The 18,894-nt window shown below is 71.0% G+C and carries 14 protein-coding genes and 1 tRNA gene; 10 read left to right on the top strand and 5 right to left on the bottom strand.

Features of this window, described 5'->3' with window-relative positions; all coding sequences use genetic code 11:
* The first annotated feature begins 125 nt into the window (after positions 1-125).
* From FHY02_RS00005 to FHY02_RS00025, 5 genes are all read left to right on the top strand, one after another.
* Positions 126-202: transfer RNA gene (locus FHY02_RS00005), tRNA-Met, on the top strand.
* Between the two features lie 204 nt (positions 203-406).
* Positions 407-2,323, top strand: a complete 1,917-nt coding sequence (locus tag FHY02_RS00010) for a PAS domain S-box protein (protein ID WP_311731588.1) — start codon at positions 407-409, stop codon at positions 2,321-2,323.
* 269 nt (positions 2,324-2,592) lie between these two features.
* Positions 2,593-2,847 (top strand): hypothetical protein, encoded by a 255-nt coding sequence (locus tag FHY02_RS00015; RefSeq protein ID WP_183919319.1) that lies wholly within the window; start codon positions 2,593-2,595, stop codon positions 2,845-2,847.
* 328 nt (positions 2,848-3,175) lie between these two features.
* Positions 3,176-3,880 (top strand): response regulator transcription factor, encoded by a 705-nt coding sequence (locus FHY02_RS00020; RefSeq protein WP_183919321.1) that lies wholly within the window; start codon positions 3,176-3,178, stop codon positions 3,878-3,880.
* Between the two features lie 19 nt (positions 3,881-3,899).
* A complete protein-coding gene (locus FHY02_RS00025) occupies positions 3,900-6,242 on the top strand; it encodes a Wzz/FepE/Etk N-terminal domain-containing protein (protein ID WP_183919323.1) in 2,343 nt (780 codons plus the stop codon).
* 47 nt (positions 6,243-6,289) lie between these two features.
* Here the strand turns inward: FHY02_RS00025 and FHY02_RS00030 are convergent, their stop codons facing one another.
* From FHY02_RS00030 to FHY02_RS00045, 4 genes are all read right to left on the bottom strand, one after another.
* Positions 6,290-7,462, bottom strand: coding sequence for a deoxyguanosinetriphosphate triphosphohydrolase (locus tag FHY02_RS00030; protein WP_183919325.1), 1,173 nt, complete (start codon positions 7,460-7,462; stop codon positions 6,290-6,292).
* On the bottom strand, positions 7,459-9,693 hold the full coding sequence (locus FHY02_RS22775) for an SPOR domain-containing protein (RefSeq protein WP_183919328.1): 2,235 nt from the start codon (positions 9,691-9,693) through the stop codon (positions 7,459-7,461). Before FHY02_RS22775 ends, FHY02_RS00030 begins: the two co-directional genes overlap by 4 nt.
* Before the next feature lie 165 nt (positions 9,694-9,858).
* The gene (locus tag FHY02_RS00040) at positions 9,859-10,548 is read right to left on the bottom strand and encodes a PAS domain S-box protein (RefSeq protein ID WP_311731598.1); all 690 of its coding nucleotides are present in this window, start codon (positions 10,546-10,548) and stop codon (positions 9,859-9,861) included.
* Between the two features lie 132 nt (positions 10,549-10,680).
* Complete coding sequence (locus tag FHY02_RS00045; protein ID WP_183919338.1) at positions 10,681-11,505, bottom strand: class I mannose-6-phosphate isomerase; 825 nt, start codon at positions 11,503-11,505, stop codon at positions 10,681-10,683.
* A 116-nt stretch (positions 11,506-11,621) separates the two neighbouring features.
* On the opposite strand from FHY02_RS00045, the gene FHY02_RS00050 reads away from it, so the two are divergent.
* The 3 genes from FHY02_RS00050 (at position 11,622) to FHY02_RS00060 (ending at position 15,623) form a co-directional block, all read left to right on the top strand.
* Positions 11,622-12,620 (top strand): outer membrane protein assembly factor BamD, encoded by a 999-nt coding sequence (locus FHY02_RS00050; protein WP_183919340.1) that lies wholly within the window; start codon positions 11,622-11,624, stop codon positions 12,618-12,620.
* A 63-nt stretch (positions 12,621-12,683) separates the two neighbouring features.
* A complete protein-coding gene (gene recN, locus FHY02_RS00055; protein WP_183919342.1) occupies positions 12,684-14,339 on the top strand; it encodes a DNA repair protein RecN in 1,656 nt (551 codons plus the stop codon).
* A 336-nt stretch (positions 14,340-14,675) separates the two neighbouring features.
* The gene (locus tag FHY02_RS00060; RefSeq protein ID WP_183919343.1) at positions 14,676-15,623 is read left to right on the top strand and encodes a cation diffusion facilitator family transporter; all 948 of its coding nucleotides are present in this window, start codon (positions 14,676-14,678) and stop codon (positions 15,621-15,623) included.
* 95 nt (positions 15,624-15,718) lie between these two features.
* Here FHY02_RS00060 and FHY02_RS00065 read toward each other — a convergent pair whose 3' ends face one another.
* Positions 15,719-16,003, bottom strand: a complete 285-nt coding sequence (locus tag FHY02_RS00065) for a hypothetical protein (RefSeq protein ID WP_183919344.1) — start codon at positions 16,001-16,003, stop codon at positions 15,719-15,721.
* A gap of 179 nt (positions 16,004-16,182) precedes the next feature.
* Here FHY02_RS00065 and argS point away from each other — a divergent pair, with 179 nt between their 5' ends.
* Both argS and FHY02_RS00075 read left to right on the top strand, forming a co-directional pair.
* Entirely contained in the window at positions 16,183-17,910 is a 1,728-nt protein-coding gene (gene argS, locus FHY02_RS00070; protein WP_183919345.1) for an arginine--tRNA ligase, read from the top strand.
* On the top strand, positions 17,910-18,638 hold the full coding sequence (locus tag FHY02_RS00075; RefSeq protein ID WP_183919346.1) for an SPOR domain-containing protein: 729 nt from the start codon (positions 17,910-17,912) through the stop codon (positions 18,636-18,638). Before argS ends, FHY02_RS00075 begins: the two co-directional genes overlap by 1 nt.
* The last annotated feature ends 256 nt before the right edge of the window (positions 18,639-18,894 follow it).

The raw sequence follows: 18,894 nt of genomic DNA on the forward strand, positions 1-18,894 counted from the left end.
CAATGGTACTATCGCTCAAGCGATGGAAGAGTAGGTCGCCGCCAGGCATTGAAGCCAGCGCGTTGCAACACAAACCATCACATGAACCCATTCACACACACCGCTCTCCACCAAGGAGAGCGTGACGCGGGGTGGAGCAGCCCGGTAGCTCGTCAGGCTCATAACCTGAAGGTCACAGGTTCAAATCCTGTCCCCGCAACCAACCTTCCCCTTACCGACACTCCCCCGCAGCTCACCGCTGGCGGGGGCGCACGTGCGAGCAGCGCCGAGGCAGGGCGCGCTGCGCCCTGCGCTATGATCCAGAGCTATGACAGGGCCATTGACCCGCCCAGGCTCTTGGGACGACATCGCTCATCTCGCGGTCTGTCCGGCGGGGCCGATCCTGGATAGCGATAGCGGGTGTGACGTGAAGGAATGGCAGGTGCCGGAAGCGCTGAGCGGGGCCGGTCGCTTCGAGCGATTGGTCAACTCGGTGCGCGATTACGCGATCTACCTGCTCGATCGCGACGGCCATGTCGCGAGCTGGAACGCGGGTGCCGAGCGTTTCAAGGGATATGCCGCGGCCGAGATCATCGGCCAGCATTTCTCCCGCTTCTATACGCCCGAGGACCAGGCCGCTGAGCTCCCGCGCCGCGCGCTCGAGGCGGCCGCGGCGCACGGCACGTACGAGGCCGAGGGCTGGCGCGTGCGCAAGGACGGCACGCGCTTCTGGACCAGCGCGGTGATCGACCCGGTGCTGGACGAGAGCGGCGCGTTGATCGGCTTCGCCAAGGTAACCCGCGACATCACGGAACGCCGCGCCGCCGAGCGCGCGCTGCTGGAGAGTGAGCAGCGCTTCCGCCTGCTGGTCCAGGGCGTGCGCGATTATGCCATCTACCTGCTCGACCCCGCGGGACGGGTCACCAACTGGAACCGCGGCGCACAGGCGATCAAGGGCTATGACGCCGAGGAGATCGTCGGGCAGCATTTCTCCGCCTTCTACACCGCCGAGGATCGCGCGCGTGGCGAGCCAGAGCGCGCGCTGCGCACTGCGTTGGAGGCGGGCAAATATGAGGTCGAGGCGTGGCGCGTGCGCAAGGGCGGCGCGCGGTTCCGTGCCGGCGTGCTGATCGACCCGATCCGCGACGAGAGCGGCGCGCTGATCGGCTTCGCCAAGATCACGCGCGACCTCACCGAGCGCTGGCAGGCGCAGCAGGAGCTGGAGCGCGCCCGCGAGGCGATGGCGCAGGCGCAGAAGATGGAGGCCGTCGGCCGGCTCACCGGCGGCGTCGCGCACGATTTCAACAACCTGCTCACGATCATCCGCTCTTCGGCCGATCTGCTCAAGCTTCCGACGCTCGCCCCTGAGAAGCGCGAGCGATACGTCGAGGCGATCGCGCAGACGGCCGAGCGTGCCGCCGCACTCACCTCGCAGCTGCTCGCTTTCTCGCGCCGACAGCCGCTCAAGCCCGAGCGGTTCGACGTCAGCGAGCGGCTCGCCGAGATGCGGCCGCTGATGCAGACCAGCGTCGGCGCTACTGTCATCCTCAGCGTTGCTACCCTCGCGGGTGCCATCGTCAACGCCGACCGTAACCAGTTCGAGAGCGCGGTGCTCAACCTTGTCATCAACGCGCGCGACGCCATGCCCGCGGGCGGAGCGCTCTCGCTCGTGCCGGCGATCGTCGACGGCCTGCCCGCGGTGCGCGGCCACGGCGGTGCCGAGGGCCGCTTTGTCGCCCTGCGCGTCAGCGATACCGGCAGCGGCATCGCGCCCGAGGTGCTGGAGAAGATCTTCGAACCCTTTTTCACCACCAAGGCCGTCAATCAGGGGACCGGACTGGGGCTCAGCCAGGTGCACGGTTTCGCCAAGCAGAGCGGGGGCGAGATCGACGTCCACAGCGAGCCCGGGATCGGGACCGTCTTCACGCTCTATCTGCCGCTGGCCGGAGGTGCCGCGCCGGTCGTCGCGTCACCGCCGCGCGCCCCCACGCGCCCGCTGCCGTCGCGTCGAGTCCTGCTGGTGGAGGACAATGAGGCGGTGGGGCAGTTCGCGCGCGGGCTGCTCGAGGAGCTCGGCCAGACCGTCACCTGGATCTCGAACGGGGAGGCGGCACTCGATCTGCTGGAACGCGCCCGCGACGAGTTCGACCTCGTGTTCAGCGACGTGATCATGCCGGGCATCAGCGGGCTCGATCTGGCGCGTGCGGTCCGCTCGCGCTGGCCCGCGCTGCCGGTGGTGCTGACCACCGGCTACAGCCACGCTTTGGTCGGCGAGCAGGACCACGGCTTCGCACTGTTGCGCAAGCCCTATTCGCTCGACGGGCTCGGCGACATCCTCGCCTGACGCGTTTGCGCGTCCCGAAGGGTTAATCGCTCGTAGCCGTTGACGCTCGCCGACGTGCGGCGCAGCCTTCGCCTTCGTCTCACCAGATCGCGACGGGACATGCGGGCGCCACGCTTTCAACGACCGACCGAGCCGCGTCTGCAGGCGCGACCGCTTCCCACTGCGGCGCGGCGGAGCGCCGCCCCCTGCGCGAGGCACGACGAGGGTCGCGGCGGATGATCATTCGCTTCGATCCTTCTCGCGGCGTCGCTCCGGGGGCACCCCGGACGATGATCGTTCGCGCCGGCGAGTGGACGATCGCGATCGTCCGGCGCGAGTCGTTGCCGGACCGGCGCGCGGCGCGCTGGGTGATCGCCGAGGCGTTCGGCTATCTCGCCGGTGACGAGGGGCTGGCCTTCGCCACCTTATTTCACGCGAGATGCTGGTTCATCTGTCGACTCGCGCAATCCGGCCGATCGCTGCTGCGAGGGCAGGCCAACCCGCCCTCCAGCTCGACCGGCAATGGAGTGCGCGCCCTGCATTAACGCGCTCGCACCGTTGGTCTACCACTTCCGGAGTACCACCCTCAACCAAAGTAGTGGAGCAGATTATCTAGGAAGAGACTTGTCACGCCGAAGAACTAACGTGCGTGGGTAACAAGCGCTTATCCATATCGCCTGCGTCACGATCTGGGGATTACTCCGCCTGTCCTGAAACGGGTCAATTGTAACTTTGCCGTCGTTCACTTGCCTGCGATCAAATTATATTACGTCGACCAGGGCGCGGCAGCACATACAACGATCGTGGGGGCGGTGCGGAAGACACCGGACGATCAGCTCGTGGGGGGAGCAGATGAGCGGACGGATCGGCCTGTTGATTGTATCGCCGAATGAGATCGAGGGCGAAGGACTGCGTCGGCTGCTCGGGGGAGAGCGGTTCGACGTGATCGGCGTGGCACGCAGCTGCGCGGCAGCATGCGATGCCGCCGTGCCCGATCTGGTGTTGTTGCGCGCACCGCCCGGCGAGGCCACGGGGATGTGCCGCGACGCGCGCGCACGCTGGCCGCAGGTACGCCTCGCCGTGATGGCGCGGGCCTGCGAGAGCGCCGCGGTGGCGGAGGCGATCCAGGCGGGAGCGGACGGCTATCTCAGCATCGAGACCTCGGTCGCGGGGCTGACCGAGATGCTCAAGCTGATCGTGCTGGGCGAGAAGCTGGTGCCCTCGCAGGTGGTCAACGAGCTCGCCTCGCTGCGCCTCGAAGCCGCTACGGTGGAGCCGGAGATCGACCTGGGCGACGTCAACGTGTCCGAGCGCGAGCTCGAAATCCTGCAGGGCCTCATCCAGGGCGAGCCCAACAAGGTGATCTCGCGGCGGCTCTCGATCACCGAGGCGACCGTCAAGGTCCACGTCAAGTCGATCCTGCGCAAGCTGCACGTGCTCAACCGTACCCAGGCCGCGGTCTGGGCGCTGAGCCGCGGGCTGGCGCAGCCGAGCGACGGCGCTTTGTCACCGCGCGTCGCCGCGGCGGCCGAGCCGCGCACGCGCGATCGGGCGCCGACACACGAGATGCAGCTTTAAATAGCCGAAGGAAGCTCCGATGCGCGAACTCAGCACGCCCGGCGCGCCGCCGGCGATGATGCGTCATGGCGAGAATGACTCGGGCGAGAGAAACGGGGGCGAGACGCACTGGGGCGAGCGCGACTGGACGGATGCGCGTTCGGCACACCCCGGGACCCGATCGGGGTATCTCAATCTCGCCTCGGTGGTGCGCATCCTCTATCGGCGCGCCGCGCTGATCGCGCTGGTGGTGCTGCTCGGCGTCGCGGCGGCGCTGTTCGTCGTGCTGCGAACCACGCCGGTGTACAGCGCGACGGCGACGATCATCGTCAAGCCCGATGACGCCAGCACCAACGTCGCCGCGCTGCCGACCGCGATCGTCAGCCCCAGCCAGGAGACCGCGATCGAGACCAAGGTGGAACTCCTTCAATCGCGCAACCTGGCACGCGAGGTCGCCGCGACGTTGCGCCTGGCGAATGATCCCGAGTTCGCGCCGCCTCGCGACGCGCGGCCGGGCCTGCTCGACCGGCTGCTCGGCTGGATCAATCCGCCGACGGTCACCGCCGCGGTCACGCCGAAAGCGATCGAGCGCGCGCGCAACGAGGCGGTGGTCGACCGACTGATCGAGCGGCTCGACGTCAGCCGTGTCGCGCGGTCGAGCATGATCAACATCACCGCTTCCTCGGCCGACCCGCGCAAGGCCGCGCTGATCGCCAACCGGGTCGCGGATACCTACATCAAGTCGCAGATGGCCGAGTCGACCGACTCGCGCGTCGCCACGATCGACGATCTCAGCGCCCGTCTCGCGCAGTCGCGCGACGCCGCGGTCGCGGCGGACCGCGCGGTCGCCGCCTTCCGCACGTCGCACGGCTTGCTCGTGTCGCAGCCCGAGCTCGGCGCAGCGGCGAGCGCGTCCCAGCTCGCCGGACTTGTCGGCCAGACGCGGGCGGACGGGATCGCCGAGGCGCGCCGCGCGCAGGCGGGGGGCTCGGCCACCTCGCCGCTGCTCGCCGGCCTTCGCGAACAGGAGGCGACGCTGGCGCGGCGGCAGAGCGAGCTCGCCGGCTTCTACGGCCCTGGCTATCCGGAGGTCGCCAAGGTCAACGCCGAGATCGCCGCGCTGCGCACTCGGATCGACCAGGAGAGCGCGCGCATTCGCACCGATCTCGCCGCGCAGGCGGGGGCAAGCCAGGCGCGCGCCGCGGCGATGGCGGCGAGCGCATCCGGCATCCGCGGCACCGCGCTGGCGCAGGGCGCCGCCGCGGTGCAGCTGCGTGAGCTCGAGCGCCGGGCGGAGACCGCCAACGCGCTGTACAGCTCGGTCGCGGCGCTGCTCAACGGCAAGCTCAGCCTCGACCCGCAGACCAAGGCGGACATCGCGGTGGTCTCGCGCGCGCCGATCCCCGACTCACCGAGCTCACCGCTGCCCAAGCAGGCACTCGGCATCGCGCTGCTCGCCTCCGCGGCGCTCGGCGCGGTGCTCGCACTGGTCGTCGAGATGATGGACATCAAGCTGCGCACCGCCGAGCAGGTCGAGCGGCTGCTCGGCGTGCGGACATTGGCGATGGTGCCCGACACGCGGCTGGAGGATGGGTCGGGTGCGGCGAGCCACGATCTGGTCAACCAGCGACCGCGCTCGCGCTTCGCCGAGGCGATGCGCAACCTGCTGATCGAGCTGGAGGGGCGTCGCACCAGCCAGTCGCACGTGGTGGTGATCACCTCGCCGCTGGAGGCGGAGGGCAAGAACACGATCGCCAAGAGCCTCGCCGCGACCGCGACGCGGGTCGACCAGCGCGTCGTGGTGGTCGACTTCGACCTGCGCCGCCCCGAGCTCGCGCTCGGCAGCGCCGCACCCGGCGAGGTGCCGCAGACCGGCGTGGTCGCGTATCTCGCGGGCGACGCCTCGTTCGACCAGCTCAGCGTGTCGCACGAGGGGCAGCCGTTCGCCTCGCTCGGGGCGGGGCAGGCGCCGCTCGACCCGGGCGCGCTGCTGAGCTCGCCGCGGTTGCCGCGCCTGATCGCGCAGCTGCGCGAGCATTACAGCCTCGTCATCCTCAACGCCCCGCCGATCCTGCCGGTGCGCGACGCCAAGATGCTCGCCGACGTGGCCGACTCGACGTTGCTGGTGCTGCGCTGGGGCAAGACCGATCCCGAGGCGGCGCGGGTCGCGGTGCAGGTGTTCGGCCGCTCGATCACCGGTGCTGTGATCAACATGGTCGACGTCGCCGCACACGCCGGGCGGCGCTACGGCGACATGATCCACCATGTCGCTCGCTCGTCGAGCTACTACGACCGCGCGATGCCGCGGCGCGGTTGGCGCCGCGTGAGTGGGGGCGCACGCCGGATCGCGGCCAGCGCGGCGACGACGCTCCATCTGAACTGACTCGGGCAGTAGGGAGGGGAGCGTCGCCCTTCCGCTTTGGTGCTGGTTCAGAAGCCCTCGGGCAGGTCGATCGCGCCGACCACTTCGCGGTAGCGCGCGATCGCGTAGCGATCGGTCATGCCGGCGATGAAGTCCGCGATGTGGCGCGTGATCCCGGGCTCGTCCTCGGGAAGCCGCGCGCGCCACTCGTCCGGTAGCCGCGCCGGGTCGTCGCGATAGGCGGCGAACAGCCCCGCCACGACCTGCGCGGCGGCTTCCGCCGCGGCGAGTTGCCGCGGGTGATGGTAGAGGTTGGCGTACATGAAGCGCTTCAGCTCGCGCTCGGCGGCCGCCATCTCGGGCGAGAAGGCGATGAGCGCCCGCCCCGCGGCGCGTACCTCCTCCACGTTCGTCACCCCGGCGGCGTCGATGCGGCGCCGCGACTCGGCGATCAGATCGTTGACCATCGCGCCGATCTGGCTGCGGATCAGCTCGCCGGCCAGACGCGCGCGCGGCACGTCGGTGAAGCGCGACTCGACTCGGCCCCACCCCTGAGCCACCAGCGGCACCGCCATGATCTGGTCGAGCGTCAGCAGGCCGGCGCGCAATCCGTCGTCGATGTCGTGATTGTCGTAGGCGATGTCATCGGCGAGTGCGGCGACCTGCGCCTCGAGCGAGGCGTGCGTCTCTAGCGCGAGCGCGGCCTCGGCGTCCGCCTCGGCCAGCGCCCAGCCGGGGCGGCGCACCGGGCCGTTGTGCTTGGCCAGCCCTTCGAGCGTTTCCCAGGTGAGATTAAGGCCGGGCCAGCGCGGATAGGGACGCTCGATCCGCATCAGTGTCCGCAGCGTGTGGCCGTTATGGTCGAAGCCGCCGCGCGCGTGGGTGGCAGCGCGCAGCGCGTCCTCGCCGGCGTGGCCGAACGGCGGGTGGCCGATGTCGTGCGCGAGGCACAACGCTTCGGTAAGATCCTCGTTGAGCTCGAGCGTGCGCGCGATCGTGCGGCCGATCTGCGCCACCTCCAGACTATGCGTCAGCCGGACGCGGAAATGGTCGCCGTCGGGCGCGAGGAAGACCTGGGTCTTGTGACGCAGTCGGCGAAAGCTGATCGAGTGGATGATGCGGTCGCGGTCGCGCTGGAAGGCGTCGCGCGGGCCACGGTCGCCCACGTCCTCGCGGTGGAGCCGACCGCGGCTGCGCGCCGGGTCGGACGCCCAGGGCGCACGGTGCGGGGTGCCGCTCACTGGTCGTCGAGCCGGGATACCTTCTGGCCCGCCTCGCTGGTGAAGGTGAAGGCGGAGAGCCCTTGTTTGGCGAGCGTGTTGACCATCGCGCGCGCCTCGGCCTGCGTCTTGAACGGACCGGTGACGACGCGGTTGGTCGCGCGCAGCGGCGTCGTATAGGCGCGCTTGCCGGCCAGAGCCGGCGCCTTGCCCTGCGCCGACTTCCACGCCTTGCCGAGATCGCCGGGATTGGCGCCGCCGGCGACCTGGACCCAGATCCGCGCGGGTTCCTCGCGCTCGGCCTTCGCCGCTCCCTTCGCCGAGACCTTGGAGCCGGTCTTGCCGGCCTTGCCGGCCGGGGCGTCGTCCGAGTCGCTGTCCTTCTCGACGGCGAGTTTCCTGTCGCTCGCCCCCTTCTTGCCGGCTGTCTTGGCGGCGGTGCCCTTGGCGGGCGGCTCGTCGTCGGCAGCGGCACGCCCGCGCGCGCCCTTCTTGCCGACGGGTGCATCTTCTTCCTCGGCGGCGCGCGACGTGCGCTTGTCCGCGGCGGCGAGTCGCCGGCCGCGCGTCCGCGTCGGTTCGACCGGTTCCTCGGCGGTGACGTCGCGCGTGGTGACGCGCTTCGCCGCGGCGAGCCGCTGGCGCTTCTGCTCGTCGGCGGCCGCGTTGCGCTCGGCCGCCGCCGCCGCTTCGTCGAGCGAGGCACCGGTCGGGGCGGGCGGCGCGGCGACCGCGACGACGCGCTGCGTGCCCGGCATCGGCGCCACGCCGAGCTCGGCGCCAGGCACCGAGATGCCCGCGACGATGCGCGCGAGAATCGAGTCCTCGCCCAGACGCGGGGGCGTCGGCCGCGCGGTGCCGATCGCGGGCGCGGGCGCCGCGGAGGGGCGCGATGCGGCGGGTGAGGGGAGCGGCGTCGGCGTCGGTGGCGGAGACGTTGCAGCGGCAACCTGCACGGCGGCGGTCGGCGGCGAGGTCGAGGTCGAGGCGCTCGGCGCCGGCGCCGCAGCGGCTACGGCGCTCGACGTGGGCGCGGCAGGTGCGCGCGCGGTGGTCGGCGCCGCGTTGGCAGTGGTAACGGACGTGTCCGGCGCGGGTGCGGCAGGTGCGCGCGCGACGCTGGCGGGCGCGGCCGAGGCCAGCGGCCACGTGCGCGCGGCCGCGGTCGACGGTATCGCGGGCAGGGACGCGGCGGCGACCTGTTGCGGGGGAGTCGGAGTCGGCGTCGGAGATACGGCGGGACGCGCGGCGATCTGCCGGCTTGGCGACGCCGTACGCGCCGCGAGCTGGCGCTGGCGCTCGGCTTCCTTCAGGCGGCGGCGCTGCTCGCTGCGCGACAGCGGCTTCTCCGCGACGGGCGTCGGTGTCACGGCGGCGACCTCGAGCCGCCGCGGCGCGTAAGGATCGGCGCCGAGCACAGGCAGCACCGGCACCATGCGCGCGTCGGCGAGCCGCGCAGCGGTCGGCGCCACCTCGCCGAAATGCACCGCGAAGGCGCGGTCGGCGGCGTTCAGTGTCGGCAGACGCTGGAAGAAGGCGGCGAGTCCCTGCGCCATGCCCGGCGGCATCATCCCGGTGGCGATGCGGTTCGCACCGGAGACGTCGCCGCCCATCGCGAGAATGAAAGCGCGCGCGCGCCACGCGCCGCGGTCGGAGCGGCGCAGCAGCGCGTCGATCTCCGCCAAGGCCTCCTGCTGCCGCCCCGAGATGCCGAGCGAGAGCGCGTAGCGGCGGCGGATCTCGTCGAGCTCGTCGCCCTGCACGCCGCCTTGCGCCAGCGCCAGCCGATAGTCGCGTTGGGCGCGCTCCTGCTCGCCGATCAGGTCGTAGGCCAGTCCGCGATCGTCGGCGTAACGCGCCATCACCGCACCATAGCGCTGCGCCTCGTCGAAATAGCGCAGCGCCTCGCCGGGGCGCTCGCCGTTGACCAGGATGCGCGCGATCCCACCCTTCACGCGCGCGTTGCGCGGATCGATCGCCTCGGCGCGCTTGTACAGCGCGGCGGCGGCGGTGGCATCGCCGAGCTTGAACGACAGCTCGCCCGCCTCGACCAGCGCGGAGAGGTCGCGCGGCGACGCGCCGATGCGCCGCACCAGCTCGGCGAGCCGGTCGGCCTCCGGATTGGCGACGGGCATGATCGCCTGCGCGCGCGCGACCGTCGCGGGCGCGGCGGCGAGCGCGGCGGCGAGCGCCAGCGGCGCGAGCGCGGCGGCGAGCGTGCGTCCCGGTCGCGGGCGAGGGACGTCGGTCATGCGAACTGTTCTCCCCGCCCGCGATGCGGCGGGCGGACTGGCTGAGGCCCGTCGCCGGGCCGGGCTGCCGTCTAGACCGGGTGGCGGCTGAACCGGCAATGACGCCGCCGGCGGTGCTGCGGTGAAGCGCGCCGACCCGGCGACGAGCCGAGCATGGCGCGGCGCTCAGATCTTCTCGGCCGCGGCGAGATAGTCCCACATCTGCTTGCTGCCCTCGCTCGTCAGCCGCAGCAGCACGCGGCGGCGGTCGACCGGATCGGCCTCGCGGCACACCAGTCCGCGTTCGACCAGCATGGTGATCTGGCGCAGCGCGGTGGTGAGGGGCGCCCCCGACGCGACCGCCGCGCTGGTGGTATAGGTCTGGCGGTTGGACAATTCCTGGACGAACAGATCGAGCATCAGGTCGAAGGCGGGCTCGCCGAACATCTCGCCCTGGAAAAAATGCGAGCGCAGCCGCCGCTTGGCGAGGATCCGCTCGGCCGCGACCCGAAGCAGCCGGCGCTGATCCTCGACCCGCGGCGTCTCCAGCACCTCGACCGTGGCGAGCTGGCGCCGCTTGGTACCGGTGTGGAACAGGCTGACGTGGTTGGTCACCCAGATAGCGCTACCGTCGGCGGCGATGTAGCGTTTGGTGATCGAGAAGGGGTCGCCGCCGGCGAGCAGCGCGTCCGAGCGCTGACGATTGACGGTACGATCGTCCTGGTGCGTAAACTCCAGGACGCTGCGGCCGACCAGCAGGTCGCGCCCGTAACCCAGCATGGCGACGAAGTCGTCGTCGGCGTCGACGACCCGCATGTGCTCGTCAACTAGGCAACTCATCAGGCTCCGCGACGCCGCGCGATCCATCGCGTCCATCCCCGTGTCCGTGCCGCGATCGCGGTCTGATGCACATCGCTAACATGAATGGTGCGAGAATGGAGCGAAGAAGATTTACTATGGATCAAATTCAGGAGCTTAGCTTATGTTAGCGACGCTCCTGCCGCAGCCTCACAGACGCCGCTGCCCGGGGTAGGCGAACAGCAGGTCGGCATCGTTCGACGCGTGCAGCTGCTCGTGCCCCGTGACGGTGACGCACTCGCCCGCCTTCCACTCGACACCGGCGACCACGCCCTCGCCACGGATCGGGACGAGCCAGCCGGTCGTGCCTTCGGGCAGCGCGATCTCGCGCGCGCCGCCGGTCCAGCGCTCCAGCACGAACTTGGGACCTTCGACGAGGATGATGCGCCCCGGCGCGACCTCGCCGGGCGAGGGATAATCGACGTAGGGCTCGAGGTCGGCCACGGCGACGCCGTCGTCGAGATGCAGCTCACGCGGCCGGCCGTAATCGAACAGGCGATAGGTCGTGTCGGAGTTCTGCTGCACTTCGATCAGCGTAAGGCCCGCGCCGATGGCGTGGATCACGCCCGAGTGCGAGTAGAAGAAGTCGCCCGCCTTCACCGGCTTCCAGTCGAGCTTGTGCTCGAGGCTGCCATCCTCGGCGCTCGCGCGCAGCTCCTCGCGCGTGATCGGCTGGAGCGGTCCGAGCGCGATCGTCGACTCGGGCTCGGCGGCCAGGATGGTCCAGCACTCGTCCTTGCCGCGCGGCAGGCCACGCTTCTGCGCCTCCTCGTCGGAAGGGTGATCCTGCACCGACAATTTCTCGCTGGTGAACAAGTATTTGATCAGCAGCTCCGACTGTTCCGGGTGGGGCGACTGGAACCAGATCTCGCCGATCGGCTCGGCATCGGGTGCCGGATCGGGGAAGCCGGGGAACAGGTGGTGCCGCCCCCAGGGCTTCTCGACGCGCTTGGTGGCGAGCAGGGTAGCGGGCATGCGGACTCCTTGGGTGCGAGCGGATCGAGCGGCGACAACGTGTCGTGCGCGCGGCGCGTTGCGTCCGCGTGAAAGCCGTTGTTCGTCGCGACCTCCTTAAGCTAAGAGCCGGGTCGATGCGTACCCCCCTTTTCCGCTCCCCCTCCGTCCGGCCGCTCGCGCTCGGGCTCGTCGCCGCGCTGGCGCTGCCGGTCGCCGGCTGCGCGGGCAAATCCAATCGGGCCGATCTGCCCTATGTCGCGCGCGACGTGGGCACGCTCTATTCGGCCGCGAAGCAGCGGCTCGATCAGGGCCGGTACAAGGAGGCGGCGGCGTTGTTTGACGAGGTGGAGCGGCAGCACCCCTATTCGGTCTGGGCGCGCCGCGCGCAGCTGATGGGCGCATTCAGCTACTACCTCAACCGCGATTACACTCAGGCGATTCAGGGCGCGCAGCGCTTCCTGTCGGTGCACCCGGGCAACCGCGACGCCCCCTACGCTTACTATCTTGTGGCGATGAGCTATTACGAGCAGATCAACGACGTCACGCGCGACCAGAAGATCACCTCGCAGGCGCAGGACGCGCTCGGCGAGCTGACGCGGCGCTATCCCAACACGCGCTACGCCGCCGATGCGCGACTCAAGATCGATCTGGTGCGCGACCATCTCGCCGGCAAGGAGATGGAGATCGGCCGCTTCTACGAGCGGCGCCGGCAGTGGCTCTCCGCCACGCTGCGCTTCCGCCGCGTCGTCGACGAGTATCAGACCACGACCCATGCGCCCGAGGCGCTGATGCGGCTGACCGAGACTTATCTCGCGCTCGGCGTCCGCCCCGAGGCGGAGAAGGCCGCGGCGGTGCTCGGCGCCAACTACCCGGGCAGCGAATGGTATCAGCGCGCCTACAAGCTGATGCGTGAGTATCCCGCCAAGCCGCTGACCCCGCTCGCGCCAGGCGAGCTGGTCGTGCCGGTGGCGACTCGGCCGAGCGTGCCGGGCGAGGCGACCGCCGCCCCGCCCAGCGCCGAGGCGCCCGCGCCGACGACGCCGACCACCACCGGCGGCGACAATCCGTCGGGCAGCACCGCCCCCGGTGCGGTCACCGACACGCCCGCGACGACGCCGAGCGCGCCGCAATAAGCGGTTGCGGCGGAACAGAAGGGGTAAACAGGCGCACGATTCGCCGCTAAGGAGCGCAGGCCGATGCTGACCGCGCTATCCATCCGTGACGTCGTGCTGATCGAGGCGCTCGAGCTGGAGTTCGGCGCCGGACTCGGCGTGCTCACCGGCGAGACTGGCGCGGGCAAGTCGATCCTGCTCGATGCGCTGGGGCTAGCCCTCGGTCGTCGCGGCGAGAGCGGGCTGGTGCGCAGCGGCGCGACCCAGGCGGTCGTGACCGCCAGCTTCGACGCGCCGCCCGCGGCGGCGGCGCTGCTCGCCGACAACGGGCTGGAGCTCGACCCCGGCGAGCCGCTGATCATCCGCCGCATCGTCAAGGCCGACGGCGGCAGCCGCGCTTTCGTCAACGACCAGCCCGCGTCGGCGGCGCTGCTGAGAGAAGTCGGCGCGCTGCTCGTCGAGATTCACGGGCAGCACGACGACCGCGGCCTGCTCGCCGCGGCAGGTCATCGTGCCCTCCTCGACGCGTATGCCCGCGGCAACACCCGCGCGGTGGCCGAGGCGCACCTAGCATGGCGTGCCGCCGAGCGCGCGCTGGACGAGGCGCGCGACGGCATCGCCGCGGCCCAGCGCGATCGCGAGTGGCTCGAGCATTCGGTCGCCGAGCTCGTCGCGCTCGCGCCCGAGCCGGGCGAGGAGGAGACGCTGGCCGAGCGGCGACGCGCGATGCAGCGCGCCGAGAAGGTGGCGGACGATCTGGGCGCGGTGACCGACCATCTCGACGGCGGCGACGGGGCGCTGACTCATCTCCGCCAGGCCGCGCGCGTGCTGGAGCGGATCGCGGAGGACCATCCCGCGCTCGGCGACGCGCTGGCGGCGGTCGATCGCGCGCTGATCGAGGGGGGCGCGGCGGAGGAGCGGCTGCGCGAGGCCGCCGCGGCGCTGCTGTACGACCCGCGTCAGCTCGAGGACGACGAGGCGCGGCTGTTCGAGCTTCGTGCGATGGCGCGCAAGCATCGCGTGCAGCCCGATGAGCTCGCCGCACTGGCGGGCGATCTGGCGGCGCAGCTCGAGCGGCTCAATGCCGGCGAGGAAGGGTTGAGCGGTCTGGAGCGCGCGGTGGCGGCGGCGCGCACGCGCTACGAGAGTGCCGCGGCCGAGCTGACCGCGACGCGCACCGCCGCGGCGACCCGGCTCGATGCCGCGGTGGCCGATGAATTGGCACCATTGAAACTCGACGCCGCGCGCTTCCGCACCGTGGTCGCGCCGCTGGCGGAGAGTGACTGGTCGGCGGCTGGGCGCGACCGGGTCGAGTTCGAGATCGCGACGAACCCGGGCGCCCCCTTCGCGGCGCTCGCCAAGATCGCGTCGGGCGGTGAGCTCTCGCGCTTCATCCTGGCGCTCAAGGTGGCGCTGGCGCAGGAGGGCGGCGCGACCACGATGATCTTCGACGAGATCGATCGCGGTGTCGGCGGCGCGGTGGCGAGCGCGATCGGCGAGCGGCTGGCGCGGCTGGCGCAGGCGACCCAGCTGCTGGTGGTGACGCACAGCCCGCAGGTGGCGGCGCGCGGCGCGACGCACTGGCTGATCGCCAAGTCGAGCGACGGTGTCGTAACCCGCACCGGCGTGCGCCCGCTCGACGCGGCCGAGCGCCGCGAGGAGATCGCGCGCATGCTGTCGGGCGCCACCGTCACCGATGAGGCGCGGGCCCAGGCGGAGCGGCTGCTCGAGACGGGGTGAGGAAGGAAAATCCAAGCGGCGAAGCAGGTAGCGGTGGGGCTTCCTCGGACGCTGCGCTACTCGATGCGGCGAGGGAGTGAGATCCTCCCCGGTACGGGGAGGGGGACCGCCCGGCGCAGCCGGGTGGTGGAGGGGGTTGTCCGCGAACGCTGCGTTGCGTGGAGAGCCCCCTCCACCATGGCGCTTCGCGCGCCGGTCCCCCTTCCCCGCGAGCGGGGAGGATCTTTCCGCGAAACGATGTTCAATAGCCCTGACTAGCACCCTCACTTCGACTGCCAACCTGGCCCTCGCTGCGCCGCTGGCGCGCGCCGCCCCCGTGATGGTAGACGCGCCCGCATGGGCCACGGTCACCATCACGCGCACGCGCACCACCACCACGATCACGAGTCGCACGGCCACCATCACCACGCCCCACCGGAGCGCTGGGACCGCGCCTTTGCGATCGGAATCGGGCTCAACCTCGCCTATGTCGTCGCCGAGGGAGCGGCCGGGCTGATCCTGGGATCGATGGCGCTGCTCGCCGACGCCGGACACAATCTGTCCGACGTGCTCGGCCTCGCGGTGGCCTGGGGGGGCGCGACGCTGGCGCGGGCGGCGCCGTCGAAGCGCTTCACTTACGGGTTGAAGGGCTCGACCATCCTCGCCGCTCTCGCCAACGCGCTGCTGCTGCTGGTGGCGATCGGCGCGATCGCGCTGGAGGCGGTACATCGCTTCGGCGCGCCGCAGCCGGTGCCGGGGCTGACCGTCTCGCTCGTCGCCGGCGCCGGGATCGCGGTCAACGCCGTCACCGCCTGGCTGTTCGCGCGCGGACGCGAGGGCGACGTCAACATTCGCGGCGCCTATCTCCACATGCTCGCCGACGCGGTGGTGTCGGCGGGCGTGGTCGCGGCCGGAATCGCGCTCTACTTCACGGGCTTCGGCTGGATCGACCCGGCGGTGAGCCTCGTCATCGCCGCGGTGATCTTCTGGCAGACTTGGGGGCTGCTGCGTGAGACGGTGGAGATGGCACTGGCGGCGGTGCCGCGCGGGATCGACTATGACGGCGTACGCGCCGCGCTCGCCGGGCTGCCGGGCGTCGCGGCGATCCACGACCTGCATATCTGGCCGATGTCGACGACCGAGCCGAGCCTCACCGCGCATCTCTGCATGCCGGGCGGTCACCCCGGCGACGGCTTCCTTCATTCCGCGCAGGAGATGCTGCACGCCCGCTTCGGGATCGGACACGCGACGCTGCAGGTGGAGACCGGGGCGCCGTGCGGGCTGGCGGACGAACGGACGGTGTGAGCCAGCGCGGCGCGCTCAGCCAAGAGCACGCCGCGTCGGTGTCGAGATCAACGGCTCGACGAAAGCTCAGCCCAACGGGCGAGCGGCCCGTTCGCTCAGTTGGCAGCGCCGACGACGTTCGTCGACAGCGGCTGAGCGGCGCGGAACGAGACCGGCACGCCGTTCGCCTGGCCCGAGACACGATCGCCATTCACGACCAAGCGGAAGCGACCGCCGCGGCCGACCTCGCGGCCCTCGATCACGGTGCGCTGCGAGTCCAGCGCGCTGGTGGTGTACACATAGGTGTGGCCGTCGCGCGTGAAGCTGCGCTCGGCCGGCGCGGCGGTCGCGGCGGTGGCGGTCAGCGCGGCGGCGGCGGCGAGGATAGTGGTGGTGCGCATGAACGTTGCTCCAGGCTAGGGGGCGAGTGCCCGATTGATGCGTCGCAGCATGGATGTTGCGCCGCAACATGCGCAACTGAGTGATTCGCAAACGTGATTGCAGCGATTGCACCTGTCGATCCCGCATCGCCGCACGCGCTTTTGCGTCGCCCTCGCGCATCGGCTAAGGCGCCGCGCCTATGACGCTCTTCACTCGCTTCGCCGCTCACCTCGACGCCGCGCTCGACGCGCTCACCGCCGCCGGCCTGCTGCCCGCGGGGCTCGACCGCCGCAACGTCACCGTCGAGCCGCCGCGCGATCCCAGCCACGGCGACCTCGCCACCAACGCGGCGATGGTGCTCGCCAAGCCGGCCGCAACCAACCCGCGCGCGCTCGCCGAAGCGCTGGCGGGCGAGCTGCGCCAGCTGCCCGACGTGGCCGAGGTGAGCGTCGCCGGGCCGGGCTTCATCAACCTGCGCCTGCGCGACGACGTGTGGCGCGGCGAGATCGGCGCGATCCATGCGGCGGCGGCGGATTACGGTCGCTCGTCCGGCGGCGAGGGCGTCACCGTCAACATCGAATATGTCTCCGCCAACCCGACCGGTCCGATGCACATGGGGCATTGCCGCGGCGCGGTGGTCGGCGACGCGCTCGCCAGCCTGCTCGAGTTCGCCGGGCACAAGGTGGTGCGCGAATATTACGTCAACGATGCGGGCGGGCAGGTCGACGTGCTCGCGCGCTCGGCGCACCTGCGTTATCGCGAGGCGCTCGGGGAGGATGTCGGCGCTGTGCCCGAGGGGCTATACCCCGGCGACTATCTGATCCCGGTCGGGCGCGCGCTCGCCGAGGAGTTCGGCGACCGCTACGCCGCCGCGCCCGAGAGCGAGTGGCTCGCGCTGTTCCGCGCGCGCGCGGTGGCGGCGATGCTGGTGCTGATCCGCGACGACCTCGCGCTGCTCGGCATTCACCACGACCTGTTCTCGTCCGAGGCGGAGCTGCAGGCGGCGGGCAAGCCCGAGGCGGCCGAGGCGTGGCTGCGCGCGCGCGACCTCGTCTATGACGGCGTGCTCGAGGCGCCCAAGGGCGAGACGCCCGAGGACTGGGAGCCCGTCGAGCTGCCGCTGTTCCGCTCCAGCCGCTTCGGCGACGACCAGGACCGACCGATCAAGAAGTCGAACGGCAACTGGACCTATTTCGGCGCCGACCTCGCCTATCACTTCCAGAAGGCGCAGGGCGCGGACCAGCTGATCGACATCTGGGGCGCCGATCACGCCGGCACGGTCAAGCGCATCCAGGCCGCCGTCGCCGCGCTGACCGAGGGCAAGACGCGTTTCGACGTCAAGCTGGTGCAGATGGTGCGGTTGCTGCGCGGCGGCGAGCCCGTCAAGATGTCGAAGCGCGCGGGCAATTTCGTCACGCTCGCCGACGTGGTGCGCGAGGTCGGCAAGGACGTGGTGCGCTTCACCATGCTGACCCGCCGCTCCGACGCGCAGATGGACTTCGACTTCGCCAAGGTGGTGGAGGCGTCGAAGGAGAATCCGGTGTTCTACGTGCAGTACGCGCACGCGCGGGTGCACTCGCTTCACCGCCGCGCGGCCGAGGCGGGGATCAGCGCCGAGGCGGCCGATCTGTCCCGGCTCGATACGGAGGAGCTGGCGCTGGTGAAGCGCGCGGCACAGTTCCCGCGCGTGGTCGAGACCGCCGCCGCGGCGCGCGAGCCGCACCGCATCGCCTTTTATCTCTATGACTTGGCGGCGGAGTTCCACGCGCTGTGGAATGTCGGCAACGATCGACCGGAGCGTCGCTTCCTCGTCCCGGAGGATGCTCAGGTCACCGCCGCGCGCTTGTCCTTGGCCGCGGCGATCGGCCAGATTATCCGCAACGGCCTCGCCATCATGGGCGTGGAGGCGGTCACGGAGATGCACTGATGTCGAGGTCTGGGTCGTTCGCGCGCGGCGACGAGGACCGGCTGCCCTGGCTCGAGACGGTCGAGCCGGACGAGCCCGAGGGTGCTCCGGTCGGCCGGGTGGTGCTGCTCGTGCTGCTGGGGCTGGTGGTGCTCGGCGCGGTGCTGTTCGGCCTCTACCATTACCAGCGCGGCGCGGGCGGCGAGGGCGCGCTGATCGCGGCGCCGGCGGGCGACTATAAGATCCGCCCCGACGAGCCCGGCGGGCTCAAGGTGGAGGGTGAGGGCGACTCGGCGATCGCGGCGAGCGCGGGCAGCAACAGCGCGGCGGCGATCGATCTCTCCGCCGTACCCGAGGCGCCGATCGCGCGCCCGAGCGCGGCGCCCAGCGCGACGCCGACGCCGCCCAGTGGCGCCCCCTCGGTCAGCGCGGCGGTGCCGCAGGCCGCGGCACCGCTGCGCGCGGCACGCCCCGTCGCCGCGCCGGTGCCGCGCGTGCCTGGGGCCGGGACGGGTGGCGCGCTGGTTCAGCTTGGCGCCTTCCCGACCGAGGCAGCGGCGAACGTCGCCTGGAGCGCGATCGCCAAGCGCTTTGGCTATGTCGCCGCTCTGGGCAAGGTGGTGCAGCCGGCGACGGTCAACGGGCGCAACGTCTATCGGCTGCGGGTCAACGCGGGGAGCGCGGGCAACGCGGCGAACCTCTGCGGTCGGCTCAAGGTCGCGGGCGAGGCCTGTTTCGTCACGGGGTGAAGGAGATGCTGCTAGGCTGAGGCGAGGAAAGGCTCGCCCGCGCAATCTTCAGCAGAACTTGCGCGAGATGCGAACAGGCCCTTACCTTTCCGTCATCCTGGGCTTGGTCAGGGATACACTCTTCCGCCAAACCAACGCCTCTCGAGTATGCGGGCCGGTGGATCCCGGACCAAGTCCGGGATGACGGAAAGTTTTTGATACGACTGTGGGGCTGACCCGAAGTGACGGTGCCGGCTGGCAACACTCGCGGGGTTGC

The sequence above is a fragment of the Sphingomonas sp. BK069 genome (assembly GCF_014193405.1).
Taxonomy (GTDB): domain Bacteria; phylum Pseudomonadota; class Alphaproteobacteria; order Sphingomonadales; family Sphingomonadaceae; genus Sphingomonas.